General features: G+C 64.5%; 23 protein-coding genes and 1 tRNA gene. 9 read left to right on the forward strand and 15 right to left on the reverse strand.

Going from position 1 to position 22,292, the window contains the following annotated elements:
* The first annotated feature begins 5 nt into the window (after positions 1-5).
* Positions 6-410 carry an acyl-CoA thioesterase gene (locus tag ABT24_RS01390; protein ID WP_276729001.1) on the forward strand — a complete coding sequence of 135 codons (405 nt, stop codon included), beginning with the start codon at positions 6-8 and terminating at the stop codon, positions 408-410.
* Positions 411-495: 85 nt separating this feature from the next.
* On the opposite strand, the gene ABT24_RS01395 is transcribed toward ABT24_RS01390, so the two are convergent.
* The 6 genes from ABT24_RS01395 to ABT24_RS01420 all read right to left on the reverse strand — a co-directional run bounded on the left by ABT24_RS01395 (position 496) and on the right by ABT24_RS01420 (position 5,786).
* Positions 496-1,113 (reverse strand): 50S ribosomal protein L25/general stress protein Ctc, encoded by a 618-nt coding sequence (locus tag ABT24_RS01395; protein ID WP_013104516.1) that lies wholly within the window; start codon positions 1,111-1,113, stop codon positions 496-498.
* Between the two features lie 103 nt (positions 1,114-1,216).
* The gene (locus ABT24_RS01400; RefSeq protein WP_013104515.1) at positions 1,217-2,188 is read right to left on the reverse strand and encodes a ribose-phosphate pyrophosphokinase; all 972 of its coding nucleotides are present in this window, start codon (positions 2,186-2,188) and stop codon (positions 1,217-1,219) included.
* A gap of 106 nt (positions 2,189-2,294) precedes the next feature.
* A tRNA-Gln gene (locus ABT24_RS01405) sits at positions 2,295-2,371 on the reverse strand.
* Between the two features lie 84 nt (positions 2,372-2,455).
* Positions 2,456-3,487 carry a 4-(cytidine 5'-diphospho)-2-C-methyl-D-erythritol kinase gene (gene ispE, locus ABT24_RS01410; protein ID WP_276728998.1) on the reverse strand — a complete coding sequence of 344 codons (1,032 nt, stop codon included), beginning with the start codon at positions 3,485-3,487 and terminating at the stop codon, positions 2,456-2,458.
* Positions 3,488-3,507: 20 nt separating this feature from the next.
* On the reverse strand, positions 3,508-4,080 hold the full coding sequence (locus tag ABT24_RS01415; RefSeq protein ID WP_276728995.1) for a lipoprotein insertase outer membrane protein LolB: 573 nt from the start codon (positions 4,078-4,080) through the stop codon (positions 3,508-3,510).
* Complete coding sequence (locus ABT24_RS01420) at positions 4,080-5,786, reverse strand: tetratricopeptide repeat protein (RefSeq protein ID WP_276728992.1); 1,707 nt, start codon at positions 5,784-5,786, stop codon at positions 4,080-4,082. Before ABT24_RS01420 ends, ABT24_RS01415 begins: the two co-directional genes overlap by 1 nt.
* Positions 5,787-5,894: 108 nt before the next feature.
* Here ABT24_RS01420 and mutM point away from each other — a divergent pair, with 108 nt between their 5' ends.
* The 4 genes from mutM (at position 5,895) to ABT24_RS01440 (ending at position 10,811) form a co-directional block, all read left to right on the forward strand.
* Positions 5,895-6,770, forward strand: coding sequence for a bifunctional DNA-formamidopyrimidine glycosylase/DNA-(apurinic or apyrimidinic site) lyase (mutM, locus tag ABT24_RS01425; protein ID WP_276728988.1), 876 nt, complete (start codon positions 5,895-5,897; stop codon positions 6,768-6,770).
* Positions 6,771-6,829: 59 nt separating this feature from the next.
* Positions 6,830-8,755 (forward strand): dynamin family protein, encoded by a 1,926-nt coding sequence (locus tag ABT24_RS01430; protein ID WP_276728986.1) that lies wholly within the window; start codon positions 6,830-6,832, stop codon positions 8,753-8,755.
* A gap of 80 nt (positions 8,756-8,835) precedes the next feature.
* Entirely contained in the window at positions 8,836-9,945 is a 1,110-nt protein-coding gene (gene mutY, locus ABT24_RS01435) for an A/G-specific adenine glycosylase (protein WP_276728981.1), read from the forward strand.
* Entirely contained in the window at positions 9,942-10,811 is an 870-nt protein-coding gene (locus tag ABT24_RS01440; RefSeq protein ID WP_276728978.1) for a DUF429 domain-containing protein, read from the forward strand. The genes mutY and ABT24_RS01440 overlap by 4 nt, the downstream gene beginning before the upstream one ends.
* Before the next feature lie 28 nt (positions 10,812-10,839).
* On the opposite strand, the gene ABT24_RS01445 is transcribed toward ABT24_RS01440, so the two are convergent.
* The 3 genes from ABT24_RS01445 to ABT24_RS01455 all read right to left on the reverse strand — a co-directional run bounded on the left by ABT24_RS01445 (position 10,840) and on the right by ABT24_RS01455 (position 13,787).
* A complete protein-coding gene (locus ABT24_RS01445; RefSeq protein WP_156054149.1) occupies positions 10,840-11,976 on the reverse strand; it encodes a PilT/PilU family type 4a pilus ATPase in 1,137 nt (378 codons plus the stop codon).
* A gap of 60 nt (positions 11,977-12,036) precedes the next feature.
* Positions 12,037-12,675, reverse strand: a complete 639-nt coding sequence (locus ABT24_RS01450) for a Crp/Fnr family transcriptional regulator (RefSeq protein ID WP_013104505.1) — start codon at positions 12,673-12,675, stop codon at positions 12,037-12,039.
* Positions 12,676-12,740: 65 nt separating this feature from the next.
* Complete coding sequence (locus ABT24_RS01455; RefSeq protein WP_156054148.1) at positions 12,741-13,787, reverse strand: type IV pilus twitching motility protein PilT; 1,047 nt, start codon at positions 13,785-13,787, stop codon at positions 12,741-12,743.
* 150 nt (positions 13,788-13,937) lie between these two features.
* Here ABT24_RS01455 and ABT24_RS01460 point away from each other — a divergent pair, with 150 nt between their 5' ends.
* Together ABT24_RS01460 and ABT24_RS01465 are read left to right on the forward strand one after the other, a co-directional pair.
* Positions 13,938-14,669 carry a YggS family pyridoxal phosphate-dependent enzyme gene (locus tag ABT24_RS01460; protein ID WP_276728975.1) on the forward strand — a complete coding sequence of 244 codons (732 nt, stop codon included), beginning with the start codon at positions 13,938-13,940 and terminating at the stop codon, positions 14,667-14,669.
* Positions 14,669-14,956, forward strand: coding sequence for an acylphosphatase (locus tag ABT24_RS01465; RefSeq protein WP_276728972.1), 288 nt, complete (start codon positions 14,669-14,671; stop codon positions 14,954-14,956). Before ABT24_RS01460 ends, ABT24_RS01465 begins: the two co-directional genes overlap by 1 nt.
* Here the strand turns inward: ABT24_RS01465 and ABT24_RS01470 are convergent.
* The 3 genes from ABT24_RS01470 to ettA are packed head-to-tail and all read right to left on the reverse strand — an operon-like array spanning position 14,944 to position 18,093.
* Positions 14,944-16,029: a 3-deoxy-7-phosphoheptulonate synthase gene (locus tag ABT24_RS01470; RefSeq protein WP_276728969.1), complete on the reverse strand. Its 1,086-nt coding sequence runs from the start codon at positions 16,027-16,029 to the stop codon at positions 14,944-14,946. The two genes, ABT24_RS01465 and ABT24_RS01470, sit on opposite strands and share 13 nt — an antisense overlap.
* 31 nt (positions 16,030-16,060) lie before the next feature.
* On the reverse strand, positions 16,061-16,414 hold the full coding sequence (locus ABT24_RS01475; protein ID WP_276728965.1) for a thioredoxin domain-containing protein: 354 nt from the start codon (positions 16,412-16,414) through the stop codon (positions 16,061-16,063).
* Between the two features lie 14 nt (positions 16,415-16,428).
* The gene (ettA, locus tag ABT24_RS01480; protein ID WP_276728963.1) at positions 16,429-18,093 is read right to left on the reverse strand and encodes an energy-dependent translational throttle protein EttA; all 1,665 of its coding nucleotides are present in this window, start codon (positions 18,091-18,093) and stop codon (positions 16,429-16,431) included.
* 271 nt (positions 18,094-18,364) lie between these two features.
* Between ettA and ABT24_RS01485 the strand changes: the two genes are divergently transcribed.
* Both ABT24_RS01485 and ABT24_RS01490 read left to right on the forward strand, forming a co-directional pair.
* Entirely contained in the window at positions 18,365-19,945 is a 1,581-nt protein-coding gene (locus ABT24_RS01485) for a DEAD/DEAH box helicase (RefSeq protein ID WP_276728961.1), read from the forward strand.
* A 116-nt stretch (positions 19,946-20,061) separates the two neighbouring features.
* On the forward strand, positions 20,062-20,376 hold the full coding sequence (locus ABT24_RS01490; RefSeq protein WP_276728958.1) for a DUF3817 domain-containing protein: 315 nt from the start codon (positions 20,062-20,064) through the stop codon (positions 20,374-20,376).
* 9 nt (positions 20,377-20,385) lie between these two features.
* Here ABT24_RS01490 and ABT24_RS01495 read toward each other — a convergent pair whose 3' ends face one another.
* The 3 genes from ABT24_RS01495 to ABT24_RS01505 are packed head-to-tail and all read right to left on the reverse strand — an operon-like array spanning position 20,386 to position 22,259.
* A complete protein-coding gene (locus ABT24_RS01495; RefSeq protein ID WP_276728955.1) occupies positions 20,386-20,862 on the reverse strand; it encodes an LEA/WHy family protein in 477 nt (158 codons plus the stop codon).
* 2 nt (positions 20,863-20,864) lie between these two features.
* On the reverse strand, positions 20,865-21,410 hold the full coding sequence (locus ABT24_RS01500) for an adenine phosphoribosyltransferase (RefSeq protein WP_013122094.1): 546 nt from the start codon (positions 21,408-21,410) through the stop codon (positions 20,865-20,867).
* 24 nt (positions 21,411-21,434) lie between these two features.
* Complete coding sequence (locus tag ABT24_RS01505; protein WP_276728952.1) at positions 21,435-22,259, reverse strand: DUF2189 domain-containing protein; 825 nt, start codon at positions 22,257-22,259, stop codon at positions 21,435-21,437.
* Between the last annotated feature and the right edge of the window lie 33 nt (positions 22,260-22,292).

Raw genomic sequence — 22,292 nt, forward strand, 5'->3', positions numbered from 1 at the left:
CCTTCATGACCACCGATCCTCAACTCCCCGACCGCGCGCCCACGCTGCGTACCCAGGCCCGACCTGCCGACGTGAACATGCACGGCGATATTTTCGGGGGCTGGATCATGGCGCAGGTGGACATCGCCGGGGGTATCGCTGCGGCCTGGCGTGCCAAGGGGCGGGTGGCGACCGTGGCGGTCAAGGAGTTTGTGTTCAAGCAGCCGGTGCTGGTGGGCGACGTGCTGTCGTTTTTCACCGAAATCGACCATGTGGGTCACACGTCGGTCACCGTGCGGGTAGAGGTCTATGCCCAGCGCACGCCATCGAACGTCGAGGTCATCAAAGTGACCGAGGCGCTGTTGACCTATGTCGCCGTGGGCGAAGACCGCCGCCCAAGGCCAGTCGATCAGCCGGTCGAGCGGCCATAATCGCCCGAAGTCTCACCGCGGCTCCAAAAACAACAAGGCCGCCTTCAGGTTCCCCCAGGCGGCCTTGTGGCTGGAAAAAGCCGATTTACTTGCTTTCGCCTTCGGCAGCAGCCGCACCTTCTGCGCCCTCTTCACCCACCCCACCCGGCGGCGGGCTGACGGTCACGACCGCAGGATTGTCCACCCCGTGCGTGAGCACCGACACGCCCTTGGGCAGCTTGAGATCGTTGACGTGCACGCTCTGGTGCAGAACCAATTCGCTCAGATCGACTTCGATGAACTCGGGCAGTTCGGACGGCAGGCAAGACACTTCCACTTCGGTCATCACATGGTTGACCAGGCCGTGGCTGAGCTTGACCGCAGGCGAATTTTCCGCGCCGGTGAAGTGCAGCGGTACCTTCATGGAAATCTTGTGTCCGGCGTCCACACGCTGGAAATCCACGTGCAGCACCAGTTGCTTGAAGGGGTGCATCTGGTAATCACGCAGCAGCACCTGGCTGGATTTGCCGGCAATTTCCAGCTGCAGCACAGAGGAGTGGAACTGCTCTTTTTTCAACGCGTGATACAGCGCGTTGTGATCGAGTTCGATCATCTGGGGCGCTTGCTCGCCACCGTAAATAATGCCGGGGGTCTTCCCGGCGCGACGCAGGCGGCGGCTCGCACCGGTACCCTGCAAACTACGTTCGAATGCGACGACTTTCATGTCGACTCCTGAAAAAGGGGACTCGCCCCGTGGTGAACGGCGCCTGCGACCAGCGCCGTGACAGCCTGCCGGAACATCCGACAGGTACAAAATCACAACAGCGTCAGAACAAGGTTTCCTGCTCGTTGAACAACTGCAGCACCGACCCGCCGTAGGCAATGCGCTGCAGCGTCTGCGCGATAAGCGGGGCGGCGGAGAGCTGGCGAACCTTGCCGCATTCGCGCGCTTCCTGGCGCAGCGGGATGGTGTTGGTCACGACCAGTTCGTCGATAGCGCTGCTTTGAAGACGCTGAATCGCCGGGCCCGACAGCACGGGGTGCGTGCAGTACGCCATGACGCGCTTGGCGCCGCGCGCCTTGAGCACCTCGGCCGCCTTGGTCAGCGTACCGGCGGTATCGACCATGTCGTCCATGATGATGCAGTTGCGTCCGTCGATCTCGCCGATGACGTTCATCACTTCCGAGACATTCGGCTTGGGACGGCGTTTGTCGATGATGGCCAGATCGCAGTCCATCAATTTGGCGAGCGCGCGGGCGCGCACCACACCGCCGATATCGGGCGAGACCACGATGAGGTCGCTGTAATTCTTTTCGCGCAGGTCGGAGAGCAGAATCGGCGAGGCGTAGATGTTGTCGACCGGAATGTCGAAAAACCCTTGCACCTGATCGGCATGCAAGTCCATGGTGACCACGCGCGCCACGCCTGCGGCCTGCAGCATATTGGCCACGACCTTGGCGGTAATGGGCACGCGCGCTGAGCGCGGACGCCGGTCTTGCCGCGCATAGCCGAAATAGGGAATGACCGCCGTGATGCGCTCGGCCGAAGCGCGCTTGAGCGCATCGACCATGATGAGCAGTTCCATCAGGTTGTCATTGGTCGGCGCGCAGGTGGACTGAACGATGAACACCTCTCGGGCGCGCACGTTTTGCTGAATCTCGACGGTCACTTCACCGTCGGAGAACCGCCCGATATAGGCCTGACCGAGGCCAATGCCGAGTTGTTCCGCAACTTCCTGGGCAAGCGCCGGATTGGCATTGCCGGTGAACAGGATGAAGTCCGCCGGATTCGGTGTCATGGTGGAGTGTTGCGCTTATTCAGTGCGCCTGAAGTGCCGGAACTTTTGTTCTCTCCGGCAGAGCCCGCGGTCTGCAGCGCCGCAAGCGAAACGCTTTCAAAAATCGTGGCTGGGGAGGAAGGACTCGAACCCTCGAATGCCGGAATCAAAATCCGGTGCCTTAACCAACTTGGCGACTCCCCAACTTCATTCACCACCATCGACGATGGCAAATGATAAAAAACTGTCTGTCAAAATCTACTGCACTACGGCAGCGCAAGCTAGGCATTATGCGTCAATCCAATCGCACAACGGATGCTCGCGCAAACCCTCGCACAACCGGCCCTGCCAACCCTCAGGCAACAAGTCCGGCAAACCACCCAACACCTCATCAGACGGCCCGTGCCTGCTCGGCAAACCAGATCGATCTGACGCACCGATCAAAGCAAAAACTGCGCTGCCGGAACCCGTCATTCGCGCGTCGAAAAGCAACTCAGAACGCAACGTCGGCGAGTGTGCTGCCAGCGGCCCCATCAACGCAGTACGCAAAATCTGCAACGCCTGAGTCACCTCAGGCTCCAGCGCCTCGGCGCCGGGCTGCAAATCGTTTCTGCCCCAGACAGGGCAAAGACTGCTTTGCTGATCGACTTGTTGACAGTTTTTGCTCTGACTTTTCTGGTGCCGATTTTTCTGCCGCCCGTCTGACGCGAAAAATTCGCCCAGCCATTCAGCAAAGCCTGCTATTGTTTCTTCGGGTTTTTTGGTTGTCAAGTCAAGGGTGGAAAACACCGCACGTGTGGACAGGCCGCGTGCCGGATGCACCACAGCAAAACTGGGCGTGGGCAGATCGATTGGCTGCAACTGCTCGCCGACGCCCTCGGCCCAGGCGTTGCGGCCGTAGATGAAAATCGGCACGTCGGCGCCGAGTTGCAAGGCGAGTTGCATCAGTTTGGCGCGCGGCAGATCGAGGCGCCAGAGACGGTTGAGGCCGATCAGTACCGTGGCAGCATCGGAACTTCCGCCGCCGAGCCCGGCCTGTTGCGGAATGCACTTGCGCAGATGGATATAGACGCCGCTTTCGCACTGCGTCGCCTGTTGGAGCAGGCGGGCGGCGCGCACGCAAAGGTCGTCTTGCGGCAGTTCGTCAGCGCCGATGCGGCGGATGAGGCCATCGTCACGCTGGATCAGATCGAGCGTGTCGCACCAATCGATGAACTGAAAGACCGTCTGCAGGGTGTGATAGCCGTCTGGGCGCTTGCCGGTGACGTGCAAAAACCAGTTGATTTTCGCCGGGGCGGGCAGATTGAACAAGGCACGCATGAATCAAGCGCCGCAGCGCCTCAGGGAGCGGTTTGCGGCGCTGCCGTTGCGGATTCGATCGCTATGCGCAGCTCCGCCGGGTCGCCCGCCAGGCGTTGCGCCTTGAGAAGCGCGAGCTGGCCGTCACGCCAAGTGGGCTGCACCTTCCAGCCCAGTTGCTCGAAACCGCCGTCCGTCAGGGTTTGCGAAGGCAGGCTGGCAGCCGGTCGCCCCCGCACCCAATCCTGCAACGCAGCCTGCGGCAAGGCCACGCCCAGTGCGGCGCGGGTCATGTCGTCGAAAGAGGCGAAATGCTGCGTCTGTCGGCCGTTATCCAGGCTGGCTTGACCGGAACTCCATTGCGCCTTGGCCAGCATTTGACCCAGCGGGGAAAAGACTTCGAACTCGCCGGAAACGGCCCCGCGCAACACCAACCGGAAACCGCCGTAAAGCGCCTTTTGCGCATCGGGCTGACCGCTGACGAGTGACAGCCGCCCTGCCAGCGCGAGCGTATTGGCAGGCTCGGACGACTGCGGCAGTTGGGGCGTGGCGCAGCCGCCAAGGGCCATCGCGATCACCCCAACGACAACCCCTGCAAAGAGGCGACGCCGCATCAGAATGTCACACCGTATTTGCGCAGCACCGCCTGCACCACAGTGTCGTGCGGCGCGCGCTCGATGGCCTCGTGCCAGATGGCGCGCGCCCGGTCGCGCTGGCCGAGCTGCCACAGCACCTCGCCCAGATGCGCGCCGATTTCCGGATCGGGCCGCGCGTCATACGCCTGCTGCAGCAAATCGAGCGCCTGATCGTTGTGGCCCATTTTGTGTTCGACCCAGCCCATGCTGTCAAGCACGAAGGGATTGCCGGGCGAGAGTTCCAGCGCGCGGGCGACGAGCTTGCGCGCTTCGGGCAACTGCTCGCCACGGTCGGCGAGGGTGTAGCCCAGCGCGTTGTAGGCCGGTTGGGACTCGGGGTCGAGCGCAATGGCCCTTCGCAGCATCTGCAGCATGTCTTTGATGTGCCCGCTTTTGTCGGCCATCATCGAGGCTTCGTACAGCAGATCGACATCGTTGGGAGTCTGCTTGAGACCGGACTGCAGCAGCTTGTAAGACGCATCGAAGCGCCCGGCCTCGCGCAACACCTGCGCCCGCGCCAGCAGCCGGTCTTTGCGCTGCGCCTCGGTCGCATCGGGCAAGGTTTCCGCCAGCTTGAGGGCGTCGTTCACCTTGCCCTGCTGCACCAGAATGGCCGCGCGGTTGCTGAGCACGGCAAGGTGGTTGCTGGCATCTGGCTCGATCTGATCGAGCCAGCGGTTGGCCTGATCCAGATCGCCCAGTTTGCGCGAAGCCTCCGCCAGCGCGATGTAAGCCGGGGTCAGCACGGGCGGCTCGGCCTGGGCGCGCGCCAGCCGCAGATAGGTTTGCAACGAGACCACCGCGCGCGCGGGCTGGCCGAATTCAGTCTGCAGGCTGCCCAATATCAGCCAGGCCGGGGCGAGATCAGGCGCATCGACCACCAGTTTTTCGAGCGCGTTCAGCGTAATGCCGTCGCGCTGCTGGGCCAGCGCGGCCTGCGCCCAGGCCAGACGCAGGCCGCTGTCTTTGGGCTGGGCTGCAGAAAATTTCTGCATCGCGCCGTCAGCTGCCTGCGGGTTGACGGTGTAGAGCTGCAGCAGCAGCGCCGCAGCCGGGGCCAGACCCGGGTTGAGCGTCAGGGCATGCAGCGCATCGGCGAAGCCCCCCTTCTGGTCTCCGGCGCGCGCGCGCAACAAACCCAGCACCACATCGGTCTGCGCGAATTGCCGCTGCCCGGCCAGCGCAGTGCGCATCATCGACAGCGTGGCGGCGGCATCGCTCGCCTGAGCGGCCAGGGGCAGCAGATCGGCAATGGCTTGCCCGCGCTGCGGTTCGGGGGTGTTGGCCAGGTCTTGGGCGATGGCCGAGCCAGCCTCGCTGGTTTTCCCCATGAGCAAAAGCAGTTGCACGACCCAGGCGCTGGCCTCTCGTGAACCGGGCATGGCTTTGCGCCAGGCCTGAGCGGCTGCGAGCGCCTTGTCGGGCGCGCCTGCGCGCAGGGCGATTTCCGCCGCGCGTCGGTAGAGCGGCTCGGAATCCAGCTCCTTCGCCGCCTTGAGCAACTCGGTGTAGGCCACGCCGGGATGCCCGGTATTGGCCGCAATCTCTCCAGCCAGAATGGCAAAGACTTGCCGCGCGGTTTCCTGCGCGCTGGCCCGAACGGCCGACTGCTGTGCATAGGCTGCAATAGGCACAGCGGTGAGAGCCGGAAACAACAGGGCCGACACAAGAACGGCAGCGCGCATGGGAGTCCTGAAAGTCTGAATAGAACGCCGTATCTGCACCAGCAGACAGGGCCGAGAATCGTGCGGATTGTAGAAGTCTGCCATTTCCCCCTGCGGCACAATGCCGACATGCCCGAACTGCCCGAAGTCGAAGTCACCCGCCAGGGTCTGGAACCCGCCTTGCTCGGCGCCCGCCTGACCGGCCTGCGCCTGGGCAAACCGCTGCGCTGGCCGTTGAACATCGACCCGCAAACGCTGGTCGGGCTGCGCATCAAAGCGCTTGAGCGGCGCGGCAAATATCTGCTGCTGCGACTGTCGCAGACCGCCGCCGCGCCGAACTCCGCCGGCGTGCTGATCGTGCATCTGGGCATGTCGGGTTCTTTGCGCTGGACACCGGCCGCGCAAGCGCCCGCCCCGCTGTCGCCGCACGAGCATGTGGAATGGCTGACCGACCGCGGGGTGCTGCGCCTGCGCGATCCGCGCCGCTTCGGCGCGGTGCTCTGGCACGCGGGTGACGAAGTGCAGCGCCATCCCCTGCTGCGCGTGCTCGGGCCCGAGCCGCTGGGCGCCGAATTCGATGGCACCACGCTCAGCCGCGCTCTGGCCGGACGCAAGGCGGCGATCAAGCCGCTGCTGCTGTCGCAGCACATCGTCGCCGGAATTGGCAATATCTACGCTTGCGAGGCCCTGTTTCGTGCGCAGATCGACCCGCGCACACCAGCTTCGCATCTGCGCCCCGTCCATTGCGATCGCCTGGCCGCGGCGGTGCGCGAAACCTTGCAACAGGCGGTAGCGCTGGGCGGCAGCAGCCTGCGCGACTTTGCCCACAGCGATGGCGAACTGGGGTACTTTCAAATGCAGGCGCTGGTTTACGGCCGAGTCGGGCAGCCTTGTCGCGTCTGCGCCACGTCCATCCGGCAGATCGTGCAGGGGCAGCGCAGTACCTATTTCTGCCCCAAGTGCCAAAAAATTCTCAAAGCCAAGCCCAAGGCGGGGATACGCTGATCGAAATTCAGAGTGCGCTGTGTTTTACTTTTACTCAGTTAATCCAAGCGCCCCAAGCGATGAATCCGCACGTCGAAGCCCCCATCCTCACCGCCGGTCTGTTTGACTACGCCGAATGGCGCGCCGAAGCGCTACAGCGCGTCAAAGCGCTGCTGACCTGGCTCGAAGAGAGCGGGCTCGATCTCGAACAGGCACGGCCGCTGCTGCAGCGGCAGATCCACCGGCTCGACAACGACCGCATGACCCTGGCCTTCGTTGCCGAGTTCTCGCGCGGCAAGTCCGAGTTGATCAACGCCATCTTTTTCAGCGGACACGGCCAGCGCATCCTGCCCGCCGGAGCCGGGCGCACCACCATGTGCCCGATGGAACTGTTCTCCGACCCCGCGCAGCCCCGCGGCCTGCGGCTGCTGCCCATCGAAACCCGCTTGCAATCGCAGACCCTGGCGCAATGGAAATCGAGCCCGCAGGTCTGGACGCATTTCGAGCTGCCCTCCCAGGATGCGCAGGGGTTGGCGCAGGCGCTCACCCATTTGTCCGACACCCAGCGCGTACCGCTGGAGCGTGCCCAAGACTTGGGCTTCTTCCATGATGCCGAAGACCTGGCGCAGCTCAATACCGACGCCCAGGGCGAAGTCGAAATTCCGCTATGGCGTCACGCGCTGGTCAACTTTGCCCATCCGCTGCTCGATCAGGGCCTGAGCATTCTCGACACGCCGGGGCTCAACGCCGTGGGCGCCGAGCCCGAGCTGACCCTCTCGCTCATCCCCTCGGCCAACGCCGTGGTCTTCGTGCTCGGCGCCGACACCGGGGTGACGCGCAGCGATCTGGAAATCTGGAACCGCCACATCGCGACCACCAGCGGCGCGCAAACCCTGGTGGCGCTCAACAAGGTCGATGCGCTGTGGGATCCGCTGCTCACCGCGCCGCAAATCGCCGCCAGCATCGACCATCAGGTGCAGACCACCGCGCAAACGCTGCGTCTGCCGCCCGAGCGGGTGTTTCCCGTCTCGGCGCACAAAGCCCTGCTGGCGCGCATTCAGGGTGACGGCCCGCTGCTCACCCGCTCGGGCCTGGGCGCGCTGGAAAACGCGCTCAATCGCGCGGCTAATATCGACCGTCGCAGCCTGCTCGACGGCGCCGTGCGCGATGCGGTCGGGCAGGTGCAGTCCGAACTTTTGCAGCAACTGCGCAAGCAACTGCACGAGGCCCAGGGACAGCTCGACGAACTGCAGGGACTGCGCGGCAAGAATGCCAATATGGTGGTGCTCATGCTGCAGCGCTTGGCCGCAGAGCGCCAAGAGTTCGACGCCGGCATGGCGCAGGTGCTGGCGCTGCGTGCCGTCAACAACCGCATGCTCGAGCAGTTGCGCGAGCGCTTCGCCGCCAAGTCGGTGCTGCACGATCTGGAGCAGCTTGAGTCGCGCATGGGCGGCGCGCTGCTGAAAGTCGGCGTAAAGGGCGAACTCGCCCGCATCGGCGCCGATCTGCGCAAACGGCTGGTGGATGCCGAAACGCAGATCGAAGAAATCCGCCAGATGCTCGCCGCCGCCTTCACCCGCGCCAATAGCGAATTCGGCTTCACCGTCACCGCGCCGCGTGTGCTGCGTCTCAGCGGGTTGATGCAGGAGTTCGACCGGGTGGTCAATGCCTACACCGAGCATCTCTCCGGCGTGAACTGGCTCAAACTGCAGAACAACGCTTACACCCTGCGCACCTTGCGCACCCTGTCGTCGCGGGTGCGCGATCTGTTCGAGCGCGCCCTGCGCGATATCGAAAACTGGGACCGCTCAGCCATCGCCCAGCTCGACAGTCAGGTGCGCGAGCGCAAAAAGCAACTCAACCGGCGCCTGGCCACGCTGCAACGCATCGAAGACACCAAAGACAGCCTGCACGACCGCATTGACGAATTGCAAAAGCAAATCGCCCAGATCGACGTGCTGCAACGCGGGCTGAACGATCAGATTCGTCGCTTGATCGCCGCGTAAACGCTCGCCGCAAAGGGCTGGCACAATGCGGCGCTCCATTCGCTTGAGCGCCGCTGCGCCGCAGTGTCGATCTGCCCACCGTGCCCGATTCAGCCGCCGCCTTCACAGCGCCAACCCTGCCGCATTTCGCCAGCCGCCTGGTGCAGTGGCAGCGCCAGCATGGGCGGCACGACCTGCCCTGGCAGGTGCGCGACCCCTACCGGGTCTGGCTGTCGGAGATCATGCTGCAGCAGACGCAGGTCGCCACAGTCATCGATTACTACGCGCGTTTCACGACCCTGTTTCCCACGGTGCAGGCGCTCGCCGCGGCGGCTGAAGATGCCGTGCTCGCCGCCTGGAGCGGGCTGGGCTACTACCAGCGCGCCCGCAATCTGCACCGGTGCGCGCAGATCGTGGTTCAAACGCATGGCGGCGCGTTCCCGCAAACGGCGGAAAGCCTTGCCGCGCTGCCGGGCATCGGCCCCTCCACGGCGTCGGCGATTGCCGCGTTCTGCTTCGACGAGCGCGCCGCCATTCTCGACGGCAATGTGCAGCGCGTGCTCTGCCGCAGTCACGGCATCGACGATCCGGTTCCCGCCACGGCCACCACGCGCAAGCTCTGGTCGCTCGCGCGCAGCCTGCTGCCCGAGGCACAAGACATCGCCGCCTACACGCAGGGGCTGATGGATCTGGGCGCCACCGTGTGCAGGCCGCGCCAGCCTGCCTGCACCGAATGTCCTTTTGCCACGGATTGCCGCGCTCATTTGGCGGGCGATCCGCAGCACCTGCCCGTGCGCAAGGCGGCGCGCAAAAGTCGCCCGCAGCGCAGCACCGTCATGCTTTGGTTGCGCAACTCGCCGGACGGTCTTTGCTGGCTGGAAAAGCGCCCGCAACTGGGCCTCTGGCCAGGCCTGTGGAGCCTGCCGCAATTCGATGCCCCCGAGCAGGCGCAGCAGTTCGCCGCGCAGATCGGGCCGGTGATCGGCCAGCGAGAACTGGCGCCGTTTCGCCATGCGTTCACCCATTTCGAGCTGACCGTGCGCCCCTTGCTCGTCGACGTTCAAGCCCAGCCCAGGGCCGCAGAGCCACAAGGCCAGTGGCTCGATCTTGAACAGGCCGCGCGGCTGGGGCTGCCCGCGCCCGTGCGCAGCCTGTTGCTGCGGCAAGTTCCGCCCGCTGACGCTCCGCCCCCAGCCGTGCTGCGCAAATGAACGGAGCAGACGACATCACCTTGTTCGGCGTCGATTTCAGCAGTGCGCCCAGTCGGCGAAAACCCATAGTGATCGCGCGGGGGCGGCTGGCTCAAGACGCATCGCACACCGTGATCCTGCAGGACTTCAACCGGCTCGACACCCTGGCGTCGTTCGGTCAGTGGCTGCAGACGCCCGGCCCCTGGATCGGCGCCTTCGACCTGCCTTTCGGCCTGCCGCGCGAGTTGATCGACACCCTGCGCTGGCCCGGCCATCGGCAAGACGAAGCCCCGCTGCCTTGGGAACGGTTGATCTCGCATCTGCGCCACCAGAGCCGCGCGCAACTGCGCGAAGTCTTCCGCAGCTTTTGTGCCGCCCGCCCGGCTGGAGCGAAATTCGCCCACCGCGCCTGCGATCTGCCTGCGGGGTCTTCGCCGTCGATGAAATGGGTGAATCCGCCCGTCGCGTGGATGCTGCACGCGGGAGTGCCTTTGCTGCTCGATGCAGGGGTCACGCTGCCGGGTCTGCGTGGTGGCGATCCGCTGCGCGTGGCGCTCGAAGCCTATCCGGGCCATGCCGCCCGCGCCGTTCTGGGGCGGCGCAGTTATAAAAGTGACGACCCCGCGAAGCAGACCGCCGAACGCGAAGCCGCACGCGACTTGCTGCTGGCGTCGATGGAAAGCGGGCGTCACCCGCTGGGCATCCGACTGCAGTGCACCGATGAGCAACGCAAGCCCATGCAGCTCGACGCGCGCGGCGACGCGCTGGACGCTGCGCTCTGCCTGATGCAGGCCGCGTGGGCCTGCATCAGGCGGCATGAAGGCTATGGACTTCCGCACGCCATCGACCCGGTCGAAGGATGGATCGTCAGCGTGCCTCAGCCCTGAGCCGCGACAACCCCCTGCGCCGCAAAAATCAGACGATGGCTAGGTGCCCGGTATCGCTGCCGATGTCGGCGTTGCGCGCGCGCTTGCTGTCGAGCTTGATGCGCAGCCGCAGGTCATTGACCGAATCGGCGTTGCGCAGCGCGTCTTCGTAACTGATCTTCTCGGCATCGAACAACTCGAACAAGGCCTGGTCGAAGGTCTGCATGCCCATCTCGCGCGACCGCCGCATCACATCCTTGATCTCGGTGAGCTTGCCTTCGAAGATCTGATCGGCGATCAGCGGCGAGTTGATCATGACCTCCACCGCGGCCACGCGCCCCTTGCCGGTTTGCAGCGGCACCAGCCGCTGCGACACCAGCGCGCGCAGATTGAGCGACAAGTCCATCAGCAGTTGCGCGCGCCGTTCTTCGGGGAAGAAGTTGATGATGCGGTCGAGCGCCTGGTTGGCATTGTTGGCGTGCAGCGTGGCCAGCACCAGGTGGCCGGTCTCGGAAAAAACCACCGCGTGCTCCATGGTCTCGCGGTCGCGGATTTCGCCCATCAGAATGACGTCGGGCGCCTGACGCAGGGTGTTCTTGAGCGCCGCCTCCCAGCTGTCGGTGTCGAGCCCGACTTCACGCTGGGTCACGATGCAGTTCTTGTGCGGATGCACGAACTCGATGGGATCTTCCACCGTGATGATGTGGCCGTGCGAATTTTCGTTGCGGAAATCGAGCATGGCGGCCATCGAGGTCGATTTGCCCGAACCCGTGGCGCCGACAAAAATGATGAGCCCGCGCTTGTTCATCGCCAGCGTCTTGAGCACTTGCGGCAATCCCAGGCTGTCGATGGAGGGCAAGTCTTGCGGGATCTGCCGCAGCACGATGCCCACCTTGCCCTGCTGGATGAAGGCATTGCAGCGAAAGCGCGTGAGGCCCGCGGGAGAAATCGCGAAATTGCATTCCTTGGTGCGCTCGAACTCGGCCGACTGTTTGTCGTTCATGATCGAGCGCGCCAGCGCCAGCGTGTGCTGGCTGGTGAGCGCCTGCGACGACAGCTTGGAGACTGCGCCATCGACCTTGATGGCCGGCGGAAAGTCGGCCGTGAGAAACAGGTCCGAGCCGCCCCGGCTGATCATCAGCTTGAGCAGATCGTTGATGAATTTGGAAGCCTGATCACGATCCATACGCCCCCCCGCGCTTGTTCAGGTTTTGAATACGGTGGTTCATGCCGCAAGCCGCGCGCATCAACCGCCAGGCGAAGTCGCGGCGACCCGCGCACTGAGCTTGCGCAGACGCAGCGACAGGCGGCGCGCCAGCGAGCCGATGAGACGGCAGGCCGCGGCCGGGTCTTGCGCAATCATGCGGTCGAGATCGCCAGCTTCGAGCACCGCAATCTCGCTGTCGGTCAGCGTGGTGCAGTACGACCAGCGCGGCGCGGCGTCAACCAGCGACATCTCGCCCAGCATGCTGCCTGCGCGCACTTCGGTCAGGCGCAGTCTGTCGCCCCAGGGTTGCATGCGATCGACCGCCACCGCGCCTCGCAGCAGCACCACCATGAAGCTGCCGGTCTCGCCCTGCGCGATGAGGTCGGCTCCCGCCTTGACGGTGTAGAAATGAAAGTACTTGATGCAGCGCTCTTTGTCCGACTGGGTCAGCCCTGCCATGTATTTGTCTTGCTGCCAGAGTTCGAGCAGGCGCTGGCCGCCGGCGCTGCGCGACAGCTTGGTCACGCCGATCTCGGCCGAGCGCTGCGACCAGTCGACCACAGACTCCAGGCTGGAGACTTCCGCGTCATGGAAGCCGGTGGTGAAAAACTGAGACTCGGGCGCATCGTCCACCCCGTCTTTGCGCGAACCGGCGCGGAGTTTGTCGAATAGTTTCATGGCCTGCTGGGTGCGAGTGGGAATATTGGGAGAGTGCGGATTGCGCCGGTGGCGCGACTGGGCTCTCAGGCGCCAGGGAAGTTTTCGGGCTGTTTGGCCTTGGTGCGTGCTTCGGTGGCGGAGATCATGTTGCGCTTGACCAGATCGGCCAGATTCTGGTCGAGGGTCTGCATGCCGAAAGACTGGCTGGTCTGGATCATGGAATACATCTGCGCAATCTTGTTTTCGCGAATGAGGTTGCGGATGGCCGGCGTGCCGATCATGATTTCGTGCGCGGCCACCCGGCCCGAGCCGTCTTTTTTCTTGCACAGCGTCTGCGAAATCACGCCCACCAGCGCTTCCGACAGCATGGCGCGCACCATTTCCTTTTCTTCCGCCGGGAACACGTCGACGATACGGTCGATGGTCTTGGGTGCCGACGAGGTGTGCAGGGTGGCGAACACCAGGTGGCCGGTTTCGGAAGCGGTAAGCGCTAAGCGGATGGTTTCGAGGTCGCGCATTTCGCCCACCAGAATCGCGTCCGGGTCTTCGCGCAGCGCCGAGCGCAGCGCGTTGGAAAAGCTCAGGGTATGCGGGCCGACTTCGCGCTGATTGATCAGCGCCTTCTTCGATTGGTGGACGAATTCGATCGGGTCTTCGATGGTGAGAATGTGGCCGTACTCGGTCTCGTTGTAATGATTGATCATCGCCGCCAGGGTGGTGGACTTGCCCGAACCCGTCGGCCCGGTCACCAGCACCAGACCGCGCGGCTTGAGCGCCAGATCGGCGAAAATTTTCGGCGCGTTGAGATCGTCGAGGGTGAGCACCTTGCTCGGAATGGTGCGGAACACCGCGCCCGCGCCGCGCGCCTGGTTGAAGGCATTGACGCGAAAACGCGCCAGGGAGGGAATCTCGAAGGAAAAATCGACCTCGAGAAACTCTTCGTAGTGCTTGCGCTGCGAATCGCTCATGATGTCGTACACCATGGCGTGCACCGCCTTGTGGTCGAGCGGCTCGACATTGATGCGCCGCACGTCGCCATGCACGCGAATCATCGGCGGCAGACCCGCCGAGAGGTGCAGATCGGAGGCGTCGTTCTTGACGCTGAATGCGAGCAGTTGTGTGATGTCCAAGCGATGTCTCCCCCGAGCAAGCTTGTGCGTGACGGTGCGTCCGCCGCGCGGCTATCGAATGGGCTATCTTAAGGTCAGAACCACGGTTTCCCGCAATTCGGCGGGCTGACCCGGGTGGAATTGTTGTATCGATCCAGATTTTGTCGGCCCATGTCCCTCGCCTCCCCTCTTGTCTCTCCTCTCGCCCACCCTCTGTCCGCAGTGCGCCAGCGCATCGCACAAGCCGCCGCAGCAGCCGGGCGCGATCCGCACTCTGTCGCCCTGCTGGCGGTGTCCAAAACCTTTCCCGCAGAAGACATCGCCCGCGCCGCCGCACTCGGGCAAACCGCCTTCGGCGAGAACTATGTGCAGGAAGCGGTGGACAAGATCGCCGCGCTGCGCCCGGACTGGCCCGCGCTGCAATGGCATTTCATCGGGCCGCTGCAAAGCAACAAGACCCGCGATGTCGCCGAACATTTCGACTGGGTGCACAGCATCGACCGCCTCAAGCTGGCCCAGCGTCTGAGCGACCAGCGGCCCGAAGAATTGGATCCGCTGCAGGTCTGCATCCAGGTCAATGTGGATGGCGAGACCACCAAGAGCGGCGTGCGCCCGGAAGACGCCTCGGCGCTGGCCGCGGCTGTGGCCGCGCTGCCCCGACTGCGTCTGCGCGGGTTGATGTGCATACCCGAGCCCAGAGCCGACGCCGCAGCACGACGCGCGCCCTTCGCCCGGCTGCGCGAGCTGCGCGACGCCATCGCCGCCGAGCACGGTCTGACGCTCGACACCCTGTCGATGGGCATGAGCGCCGATCTTGAAGCGGCGGTTCTGGAAGGCGCCACCATCGTGCGGGTGGGCTCGGCGATTTTCGGTGCGCGCCCTGCTTTGGGCGCCAAGGCCTGATGAGCAACCCCGAGGCCAATTTGTCCCGGCGCGCCTGGGTGAACGGCCGGGTGCAGGGTGTGTCGTTCCGCGCCGCAACCCGCGCCAGAGCGCTGTCGCTGGGGCTGCGAGGGCAGGCCGTCAACCTGCAGGATGGCCGGGTGGAAGTGTGGATTTGCGGTGATGCGCGGGCGGTGCAAGCCCTGCTCGAATGGCTGCGGATCGGTCCTCCCGCTGCGCGGGTGGACGCGGTGCAGGTCGAGCCTGCCGACGCCGAAGGCTGCCCCGAAGGTTTTCAGGTGGGTTGATTCTGGCCGATGCGCCGCCCGCGGCCGCTGCGAATCGCATCGGCGAGTTGCTCCAGCACCCTCACCGTGGCCTCCCAGCCGATGCAGCCATCGGTGATGCTCTGCCCGTACTGCAGCGCCGACAGATCCGCCGTGAGCGCCTGCTTGCCCTCGACCAGATGACTCTCCAGCATGATGCCGAGAATGTGGCGGCTGCCTGCGGCGATCTGCGCACCGATCTCGGCCGCCACCTGCGGCTGGCGCCGATAGTCGCTTCGGCTGTTGGCATGGCTGCAGTCGATCATCACCCGGCCGGGCAGATCGGCCGCCTGCAGCGCAGCCACGGCTGCTTCCACGCTGGCGGCATCGAAATTCGGCCCCGCGTCGCCGCCCCGCAGGATGAGGTGGCAATCGGCATTGCCGGTCGTGGTGATCACCATGGCCCGGCCGTCGAGCGAGATGGAAGGAAAGCGGTGAGATTGCGCCGCCACCACGATGGCGTCCACCGCCGTCTGCAGCTTGCCGCTGGTCGGATTCTTGAATCCCAGCGGGGCCGACAGCGCCGAGGCCATCTGCCGATGCAGCGGGCTTTCGGTGGTGCGCGCGCCGATGGCGCCCCAACTCAGCAACTCGGCGTAGTACTGCGGCGTAACCAGATCGAGAATTTCAGAAGCGGCTGGAACGCCCAGACGCGCGCACTCCACCAGCAGGCCTCTAGCCTTGAGCAAACCCTTGTGAAGGTCGCCGCGGCCATCCAGATCAGGGTCGTAGATCATGCCCTTCCAGCCCAGACGGGTACGCGGCTTCTCGAAATACACCCGCATCACCAGAAACAGGGCATCGTCCAAGCGCGAGGCTACCTCGCGCAGACGCCGCGCGTACTCAATCGCCGCAGCGCTGTCGTGGATGGAGCAAGGCCCGACGACGACCAGCAGCCGGTCGTCATCGCCCCGCACGATGTCGCGCACCGTCTGGCGCGCGCGGGCGACGACCTGCGCCTGGGCCTCGCTGACGGGCACTTCGGCCCGCAATTCGTTCGGCGTGGGCAACAGCTCTTCCCGCGCAATGTGGAGATCGGCAATACGCGTCGACATGAGCATCCTTGGATGAGAAATTCCTAAAAAGCTAGACCAGGCTCCGCAGATCGGGCAGCCCGGCCTTGGCAGCCTGCTGCGCCAGTTGCTGGGCCGCCGCACCGTCTACGCGAACCAGCTCGGCCAGCACCCGCAGCCAGAGCGCGGGCTGCTGCGGCAGCGGCGCGCAGTAGAGCAGGTCGCCGCCACGCTGAACCGCCAGAACCGGAAAGTTGGACGGCTCATAATCGCCCAGCGCATCGGCACAGTCTTCCACGTCGATCCAGGCCCAGCGCACCGCGAGATCGGGCGGCAGTTGGGCCGCCAGCGCGTCGAAGCCTGCACGCCAGTCGCGGCAGATGCCGCACCACTGCGCGCACAGACAGGCGACGAGCAGTGGTTCCATCGCCGGCTGGCGGTTTACCGCAGCGCCTTGAAGCGCAGACGGTGCGGGCGCGCGCCTTCTTCGCCCAGACGACGTTTCTTGTCGGCCTCGTATTCCTGGTAGTTGCCGGAAAAGAACGTCCACTGCGAATCGCCCTCAGCCGCGAGAATGTGGGTGGCGATGCGGTCGAGAAACCAGCGGTCGTGGCTCGACACCATGATGCAGCCCGCGAACTCGAGCAGCGCATCTTCGAGCGCGCGCAGGGTTTCGACGTCGAGGTCGTTGGACGGCTCATCGAGCAGCAGCACATTGCCGCCGGAAATCAGGGTCTTGGCCAGATGCAGCCGCCCGCGCTCCCCGCCGGAGAGCTTGCCCACGATTTTCTGCTGATCGCCGCCCTTGAAATTGAACCGCCCGCAGTAGGCGCGCGAGGGCACCTGGAACTTGCCCACGTTGAGAATGTCCAGCCCGTCGGAAATCGCTTCCCACACCGTCTTGTCGTCGGGCAGCGCCTCGCGGCTCTGGTCTTCGTACACCAGCTTGACCGTGGGGCCGATGACGATCTCGCCCGCATCGGGCTTGTCCTTGCCAGCAATCATGCGAAACAGCGTGGACTTACCCGCGCCGTTGGGGCCGATGACGCCGACGATGGCCCCCGGCGGCAGCTTGAAGCTCAAGTTCTCGATCAACAGCCGCTCGCCATGCGCCTTGCGCACGTTCTTGAACTCGATGACTTCATTGCCCAGGCGATCGGCCACGGGAATGAAAATCTCGTTGGTCTCGTTGCGCTTCTGGTACTCGATGCTGGAGAGCTCTTCGAACCGCGCCATGCGCGCCTTGCTTTTTGACTGGCGCCCTTTCGGGTTTTGCCGCACCCACTCCAATTCCTGCTTCATGGTCTTGAGGTGAGACGCCTCGCTGCGCGACTCCTGCTCCAGCCGGGCTTCCTTCTGCTCCAGCCAGTTGCTGTAATTGCCCTTGAACGGAATGCCTTGGCCACGGTCGAGTTCAAGAATCCACTCGGCCGCGTTGTCGAGGAAATAGCGGTCGTGAGTGACGGCCACCACGGTGCCGGGAAAGCGGTGCAGAAACTGCTCGAGCCAGTCCACGCTCTCGGCGTCGAGGTGGTTGGTCGGCTCATCGAGCAGCAGCATGTCGGGCTTGGAGAGCAGCAGGCGGCACAGCGCCACGCGACGCTTTTCACCGCCCGACAGCGGGCCGACAATCGCATCCCACGCGGGCAGCCGCAGCGCATCGGCGGCGACTTCCATCTGCAGATCGGTGTTGTCGCCCTCGCCCGCGGCAATGATGGCTTCGAGCTGCGCCTGCTCTTCCGCCAGTTTGTCGAAGTCGGCATCGGCGTTGCCGTATTCCACATACACCTCTTCCAGCCGTTTCTTGGCGGCGAGCACACCGCCCAGGCCCTCTTCCACCGCCTCGCGCACGGTCTGCGCCGGATCGAGCTGCGGCTCCTGCGGCAGGTAGCCGATGCGCAAGCCCGCCATCGGCACGGCTTCGCCTTCAATGTCGGTATCCACCCCGGCCATGATCTTGAGCAGGGTCGATTTGCCTGAGCCGTTCAGGCCCAGCACGCCGATCTTGGCGCCGGGGAAAAAACTCAGCGAAACATCCTTGAGAATCTGACGCTTGGGCGGCACGATCTTGCCGACCCGGTTCATGGTGAAAACGTATTGAGCCATCTGTGTTTCAGACCTGTTTGAGGAAAGACTGCGCGCCCGCATCCCATGGGGCAAACCGCTATTGTCGCTGCAAGGCCACGGCCATGACGCGCAGCAGCAAGAATTCCATTACCATACTGCTTAGCGGCCATGTCCAGTCTCCCAGCCGCAGTCACTTTTGACTCCTGCCGAGCCTCTCGGCCCACTCCATCTGTTGCAGACTGGCGCGCTTCTTCAAGCGCGGTGGCAGAGTCCTGGATCGGTTCACACACCGCTCCCGAAAGTTTTTCACATGTCTTTTCAAGATCTGGGCTTGATCGAGCCCCTCGTGCGTGCTGTTGCCGAGCAAGGCTACACCGTACCCACTCCCATTCAACTCCAGGCCATTCCGGTTGTGCTCGCAGGGCATGATCTGCTGGCCGCCGCGCAAACCGGCACCGGCAAAACGGCCGGCTTCACCTTGCCCATGCTGCAGCGCCTGAGCGGCGGCGAACCCGCTCGCAACGCCAAGGGAAAGATCATTCCCCGCGCCCTCATCCTCACTCCCACCCGCGAGCTGGCTGCGCAGGTGCATGAAAACCTCGCCGCCTACGGCCGCCACCTCAAGCTGCACAGCATGGCGATGTATGGCGGCGTGGGCATGCAGCCGCAGATCAACGCCCTGGCGCGCGGCATGGACATCGTCGTGGCCACGCCCGGCCGCCTGCTCGACCACCAAAGCCAGCGCAATATCGACCTGTCCGCGGTGCAAATGCTGGTGCTCGACGAAGCCGACCGCATGCTCGACATGGGCTTCGTCCACGATATGCGCCGCATCGTCGCCCTGCTGCCCAAGCAGCGCCAGAACCTGCTGTTCTCCGCCACCTTCTCTGAAGAGATCAAGCGGCTGGCCGGCGACTTTTTGGTCAACCCGCAACAGGTTGCCGTCGCACGACAGAACGCCACGGCCGATCTGGTCGAACAGATCGTGTTCCCCGTCGACCGCGAACGCAAGCGCGACATGCTGGTTCACCTCATCCGCGAACGCAACTGGCCGCAAACTCTGGTGTTCACCCGCACCAAGCACGGCGCCAATCGCCTGGCCGAACAGCTCGACAAGGACGGCATTGTCGCCACCGGTTTTCACGGCAACAAAACCCAGTCCGCCCGCCTGCGCGCCCTGGCCGACTTCAAGAGCGGCAAGCTGCAGGTGCTCGTCGCTACCGATATCGCCGCGCGCGGCATCGACATCGACCAGCTTCCGGTCGTGGTGAATTACGAACTACCCAACATCCCCGAAGACTACGTGCACCGCATCGGCCGCACCGGCCGTGCGGGCAGCAATGGGCAAGCCATTTCGCTGGTCTGCGTGGACGAACTAGGCTTCCTGCGCGACATCGAAAAGCTAGTGCGCAACCCCATTACGCAAGAAGTCATTCCGGGCTTCGAGCCCGACCCCGACGCCAAGGCGCAGCCCATCGTCATGGGCCGCACTGTACTGCACGGCGGCGAGCGCCGCGGCGGCAAGGGTGGGGGCGGCGCAGGCGGTGGCCAAGGTCAACGCCGCAACGGTGCAAGCGCAGGCAATCGCGGCGCAAGCCGCAACGGCCCCGGTCAGGGCCAGGGACGCGCCCAGACATCCGCCAGCTCCAAGCCGCAAGGCCAGCGCCAATCGGGCAACGGCGGCAACAAACCCTCTGGCGCACCTGCTGCCGCAGGCGGCCTGCCGCCGGAACGCCGTGCCGATTCCTGGCAAAGCACCCCCTGGGTCGAACTCGACCTGCCTCCGCACATGCGCAACGGCCAAGGCAGTGGACGCCGCCCTTCTGGCGGTGGACAAGCTGCTGGCTTCGGCGGTCAGCGCCGCCAGGGCGGGGGTCAGCGCACTCGCTGACGCAGGAATTGCGATCGGGCAATTCCTCGGGACTCGCTCGGTCGCATTTGCGTCGTAGGGGATTTTTCGGGACATAGCATTTCGCGCATCTATCTCGATTCATCGGAGTTTCGCGCATGTTCAAGTCCCCGCTTCATCATCTCAGCGTCATGGCGCTGGTCGAAGGTTCGTCGCTTATCGCTCTGGTGCTGCTGGCCGTGCCGCTGAAGTACGCGGCCGATTGGCCTGCGGGCGTGAAAATCATCGGGCCGATTCACGGCGCGCTGTTCATCTGGGCCACGATCGCACTGGTGGTGACGCTCTCGCGCGGGCAGCTCTCGCCCTTGCGCAGCCTGGGCGTTTTCCTCGCCTCGCTCATTCCGTTTGGCGGACTGTGGTCGCACCGCATGATGCGCCGCCAGCTCGACAAAGCGCCTGCGACAGCAGTCTGAGTGACTGCGCTACTGCAGAGTCAATCGCACCGCCCCGCTGTGGGAGAAGGGAATCTGCAGCATCGTCTGGCCGATCTCGGCTGTCCCCTGAATCACGTAGCGCACCGTGCCGTCCGACGGCAGGGTAGCGATGAGGCTCAGCAGTGTTGCGCTGTCGACCTCGACCTGCACCGGAACCTGCGCCTGCTGCTGCGCTGCGATGGTGACGGGCGCGGTGCTCACGCCCTGCGCCACATCCAGGCCGTTGAACCGGATCTGAAACCGCAGTTTCTGCAGCGGCAGGGCCAGGCTCCCGGTGTTGCGGATATTCAGGGTGAGATCGAGGATGGCGGTTGCGCCTTGCAGGGCGATGCTGTTCACACTGCGAATCGACACCTCCGGCGCCATGGCGGCTTGCTGGGCCTGCGCTTGCGGCGAGGCAAACAAGGCCGCCGCGCACATCAGGGCGGGCAGCAAACCTCGCCAGTTGCTGATCAGCCGTAGCATCATCAATGTCCGGCGAAATCCACCAGGGTGAACAGCGGCAGGCCTGCATCGCGCAGCAGCTTTGAGCCGCCGAGTTCGGGCAGATCGACGATGGCTGCGCCTTCGATCACGCTGGCGCCGAGCTTTTCGAGCAGACGCTTGCCGGCCATCATGGTGCCGCCGGTGGCGATGAGGTCGTCGATGAGCAGCACGCAATCGCCCGGCCGCACCGCGTCGGTGTGAATCTCCACCGTGGCGCTGCCGTATTCCAGCTCATACTCCTCGGACACCGTGTCGAAAGGCAGTTTGCCCTTCTTGCGGATGGGTACGAAGCCGATGTTGAGTTCGTAGGCGATAACGGCGCCGAGAATGAAGCCGCGCGCGTCGATGCCCGCCACCACGTCCGGGCGCAGATCGGGGGCCATATAGCGATGCACGAACTGGTCGATGAGCACGCGGAACACCCGCGGGTTCTGCAGCAGCGGCGTAATGTCGCGGAACTGCACGCCGGGCGACGGCCAGTCGGGCACGGTGCGGATGTGTTGGCGCAGATAGTCGATGACATTCATGGTGATCCGTTCAACAAAGGAAATTCAGGCCGCCGCCTCGTCGCCAAACACGTCGCGGTACGACGCAAACGACGCGCCCGACAGCACGGGAAACAGCACCAGAAGGCCGAGGCCGAACGGCAACATGGCCACGATAGAAATCGGCAGCAGCAAAACGGTAAACAAGGTAATGGGCGCCAGATTGGTGAACCCGGCTCGCACCGACAGCTTGACCGCGTTCCACGGACTGACGCCCCCGAGCGCCACCAGCGTATTGACGAACCAGAACGCCACGCTGAACAGATAGAGCGCCAGCAGAACCAAGAGCAGCAAGGTCATGAGCGAACCCGCCAAGGCGCCCAGACCTGCGGCCATGCCTACGCCGGGGGTCATGACTTTGGCAAACGCGCCAAAGCTGGCCAGCCCCAGGCCGAACATCGCGCCCAGCCCCATCACGATCACCGCGCCGATCACCCCGCCCAGCGCGAGCACCAGCAGGGAGACCAGCAACAGCGGGCCGATGCGGCCGGTCCACCGCTGCGTGGTCGACGACAGCGTGCCTTCATTTTGAGGTTCGACCGGCATGCCTTGCGGCGTGATCGTTCGCGCCTGCGCCGCCCGCTTGCGCAGCAGCGCCGCAAAAATCACGCCGAAAGCCAGCAGCGGCAGGCTCAGCCATTGCGAAAGCAGCCCGCCCATCGGCAACTCGCCCAACAGCCACAGCAGCACGAGCAGCGCCACGGCCAGGCCCAGCCAGGGCAGCGGCGCCTGCATGAAACTGCGCCAGCCATCCATCCACCAGCGCAGGCCGAATGCGGCGGGAACGCGGCGAAACACGGGGTCTGGAACGATGAGATCGGTGGAGGTCATGGCGGGCCGTGGGGAATGAAGACAGCCCATTAT

Origin of the sequence: Thiomonas sp. SCN 64-16 (assembly GCF_001725585.1) — a bacterium.
Lineage (GTDB): Bacteria > Pseudomonadota > Gammaproteobacteria > Burkholderiales > Burkholderiaceae_C > Thiomonas > Thiomonas arsenitoxydans.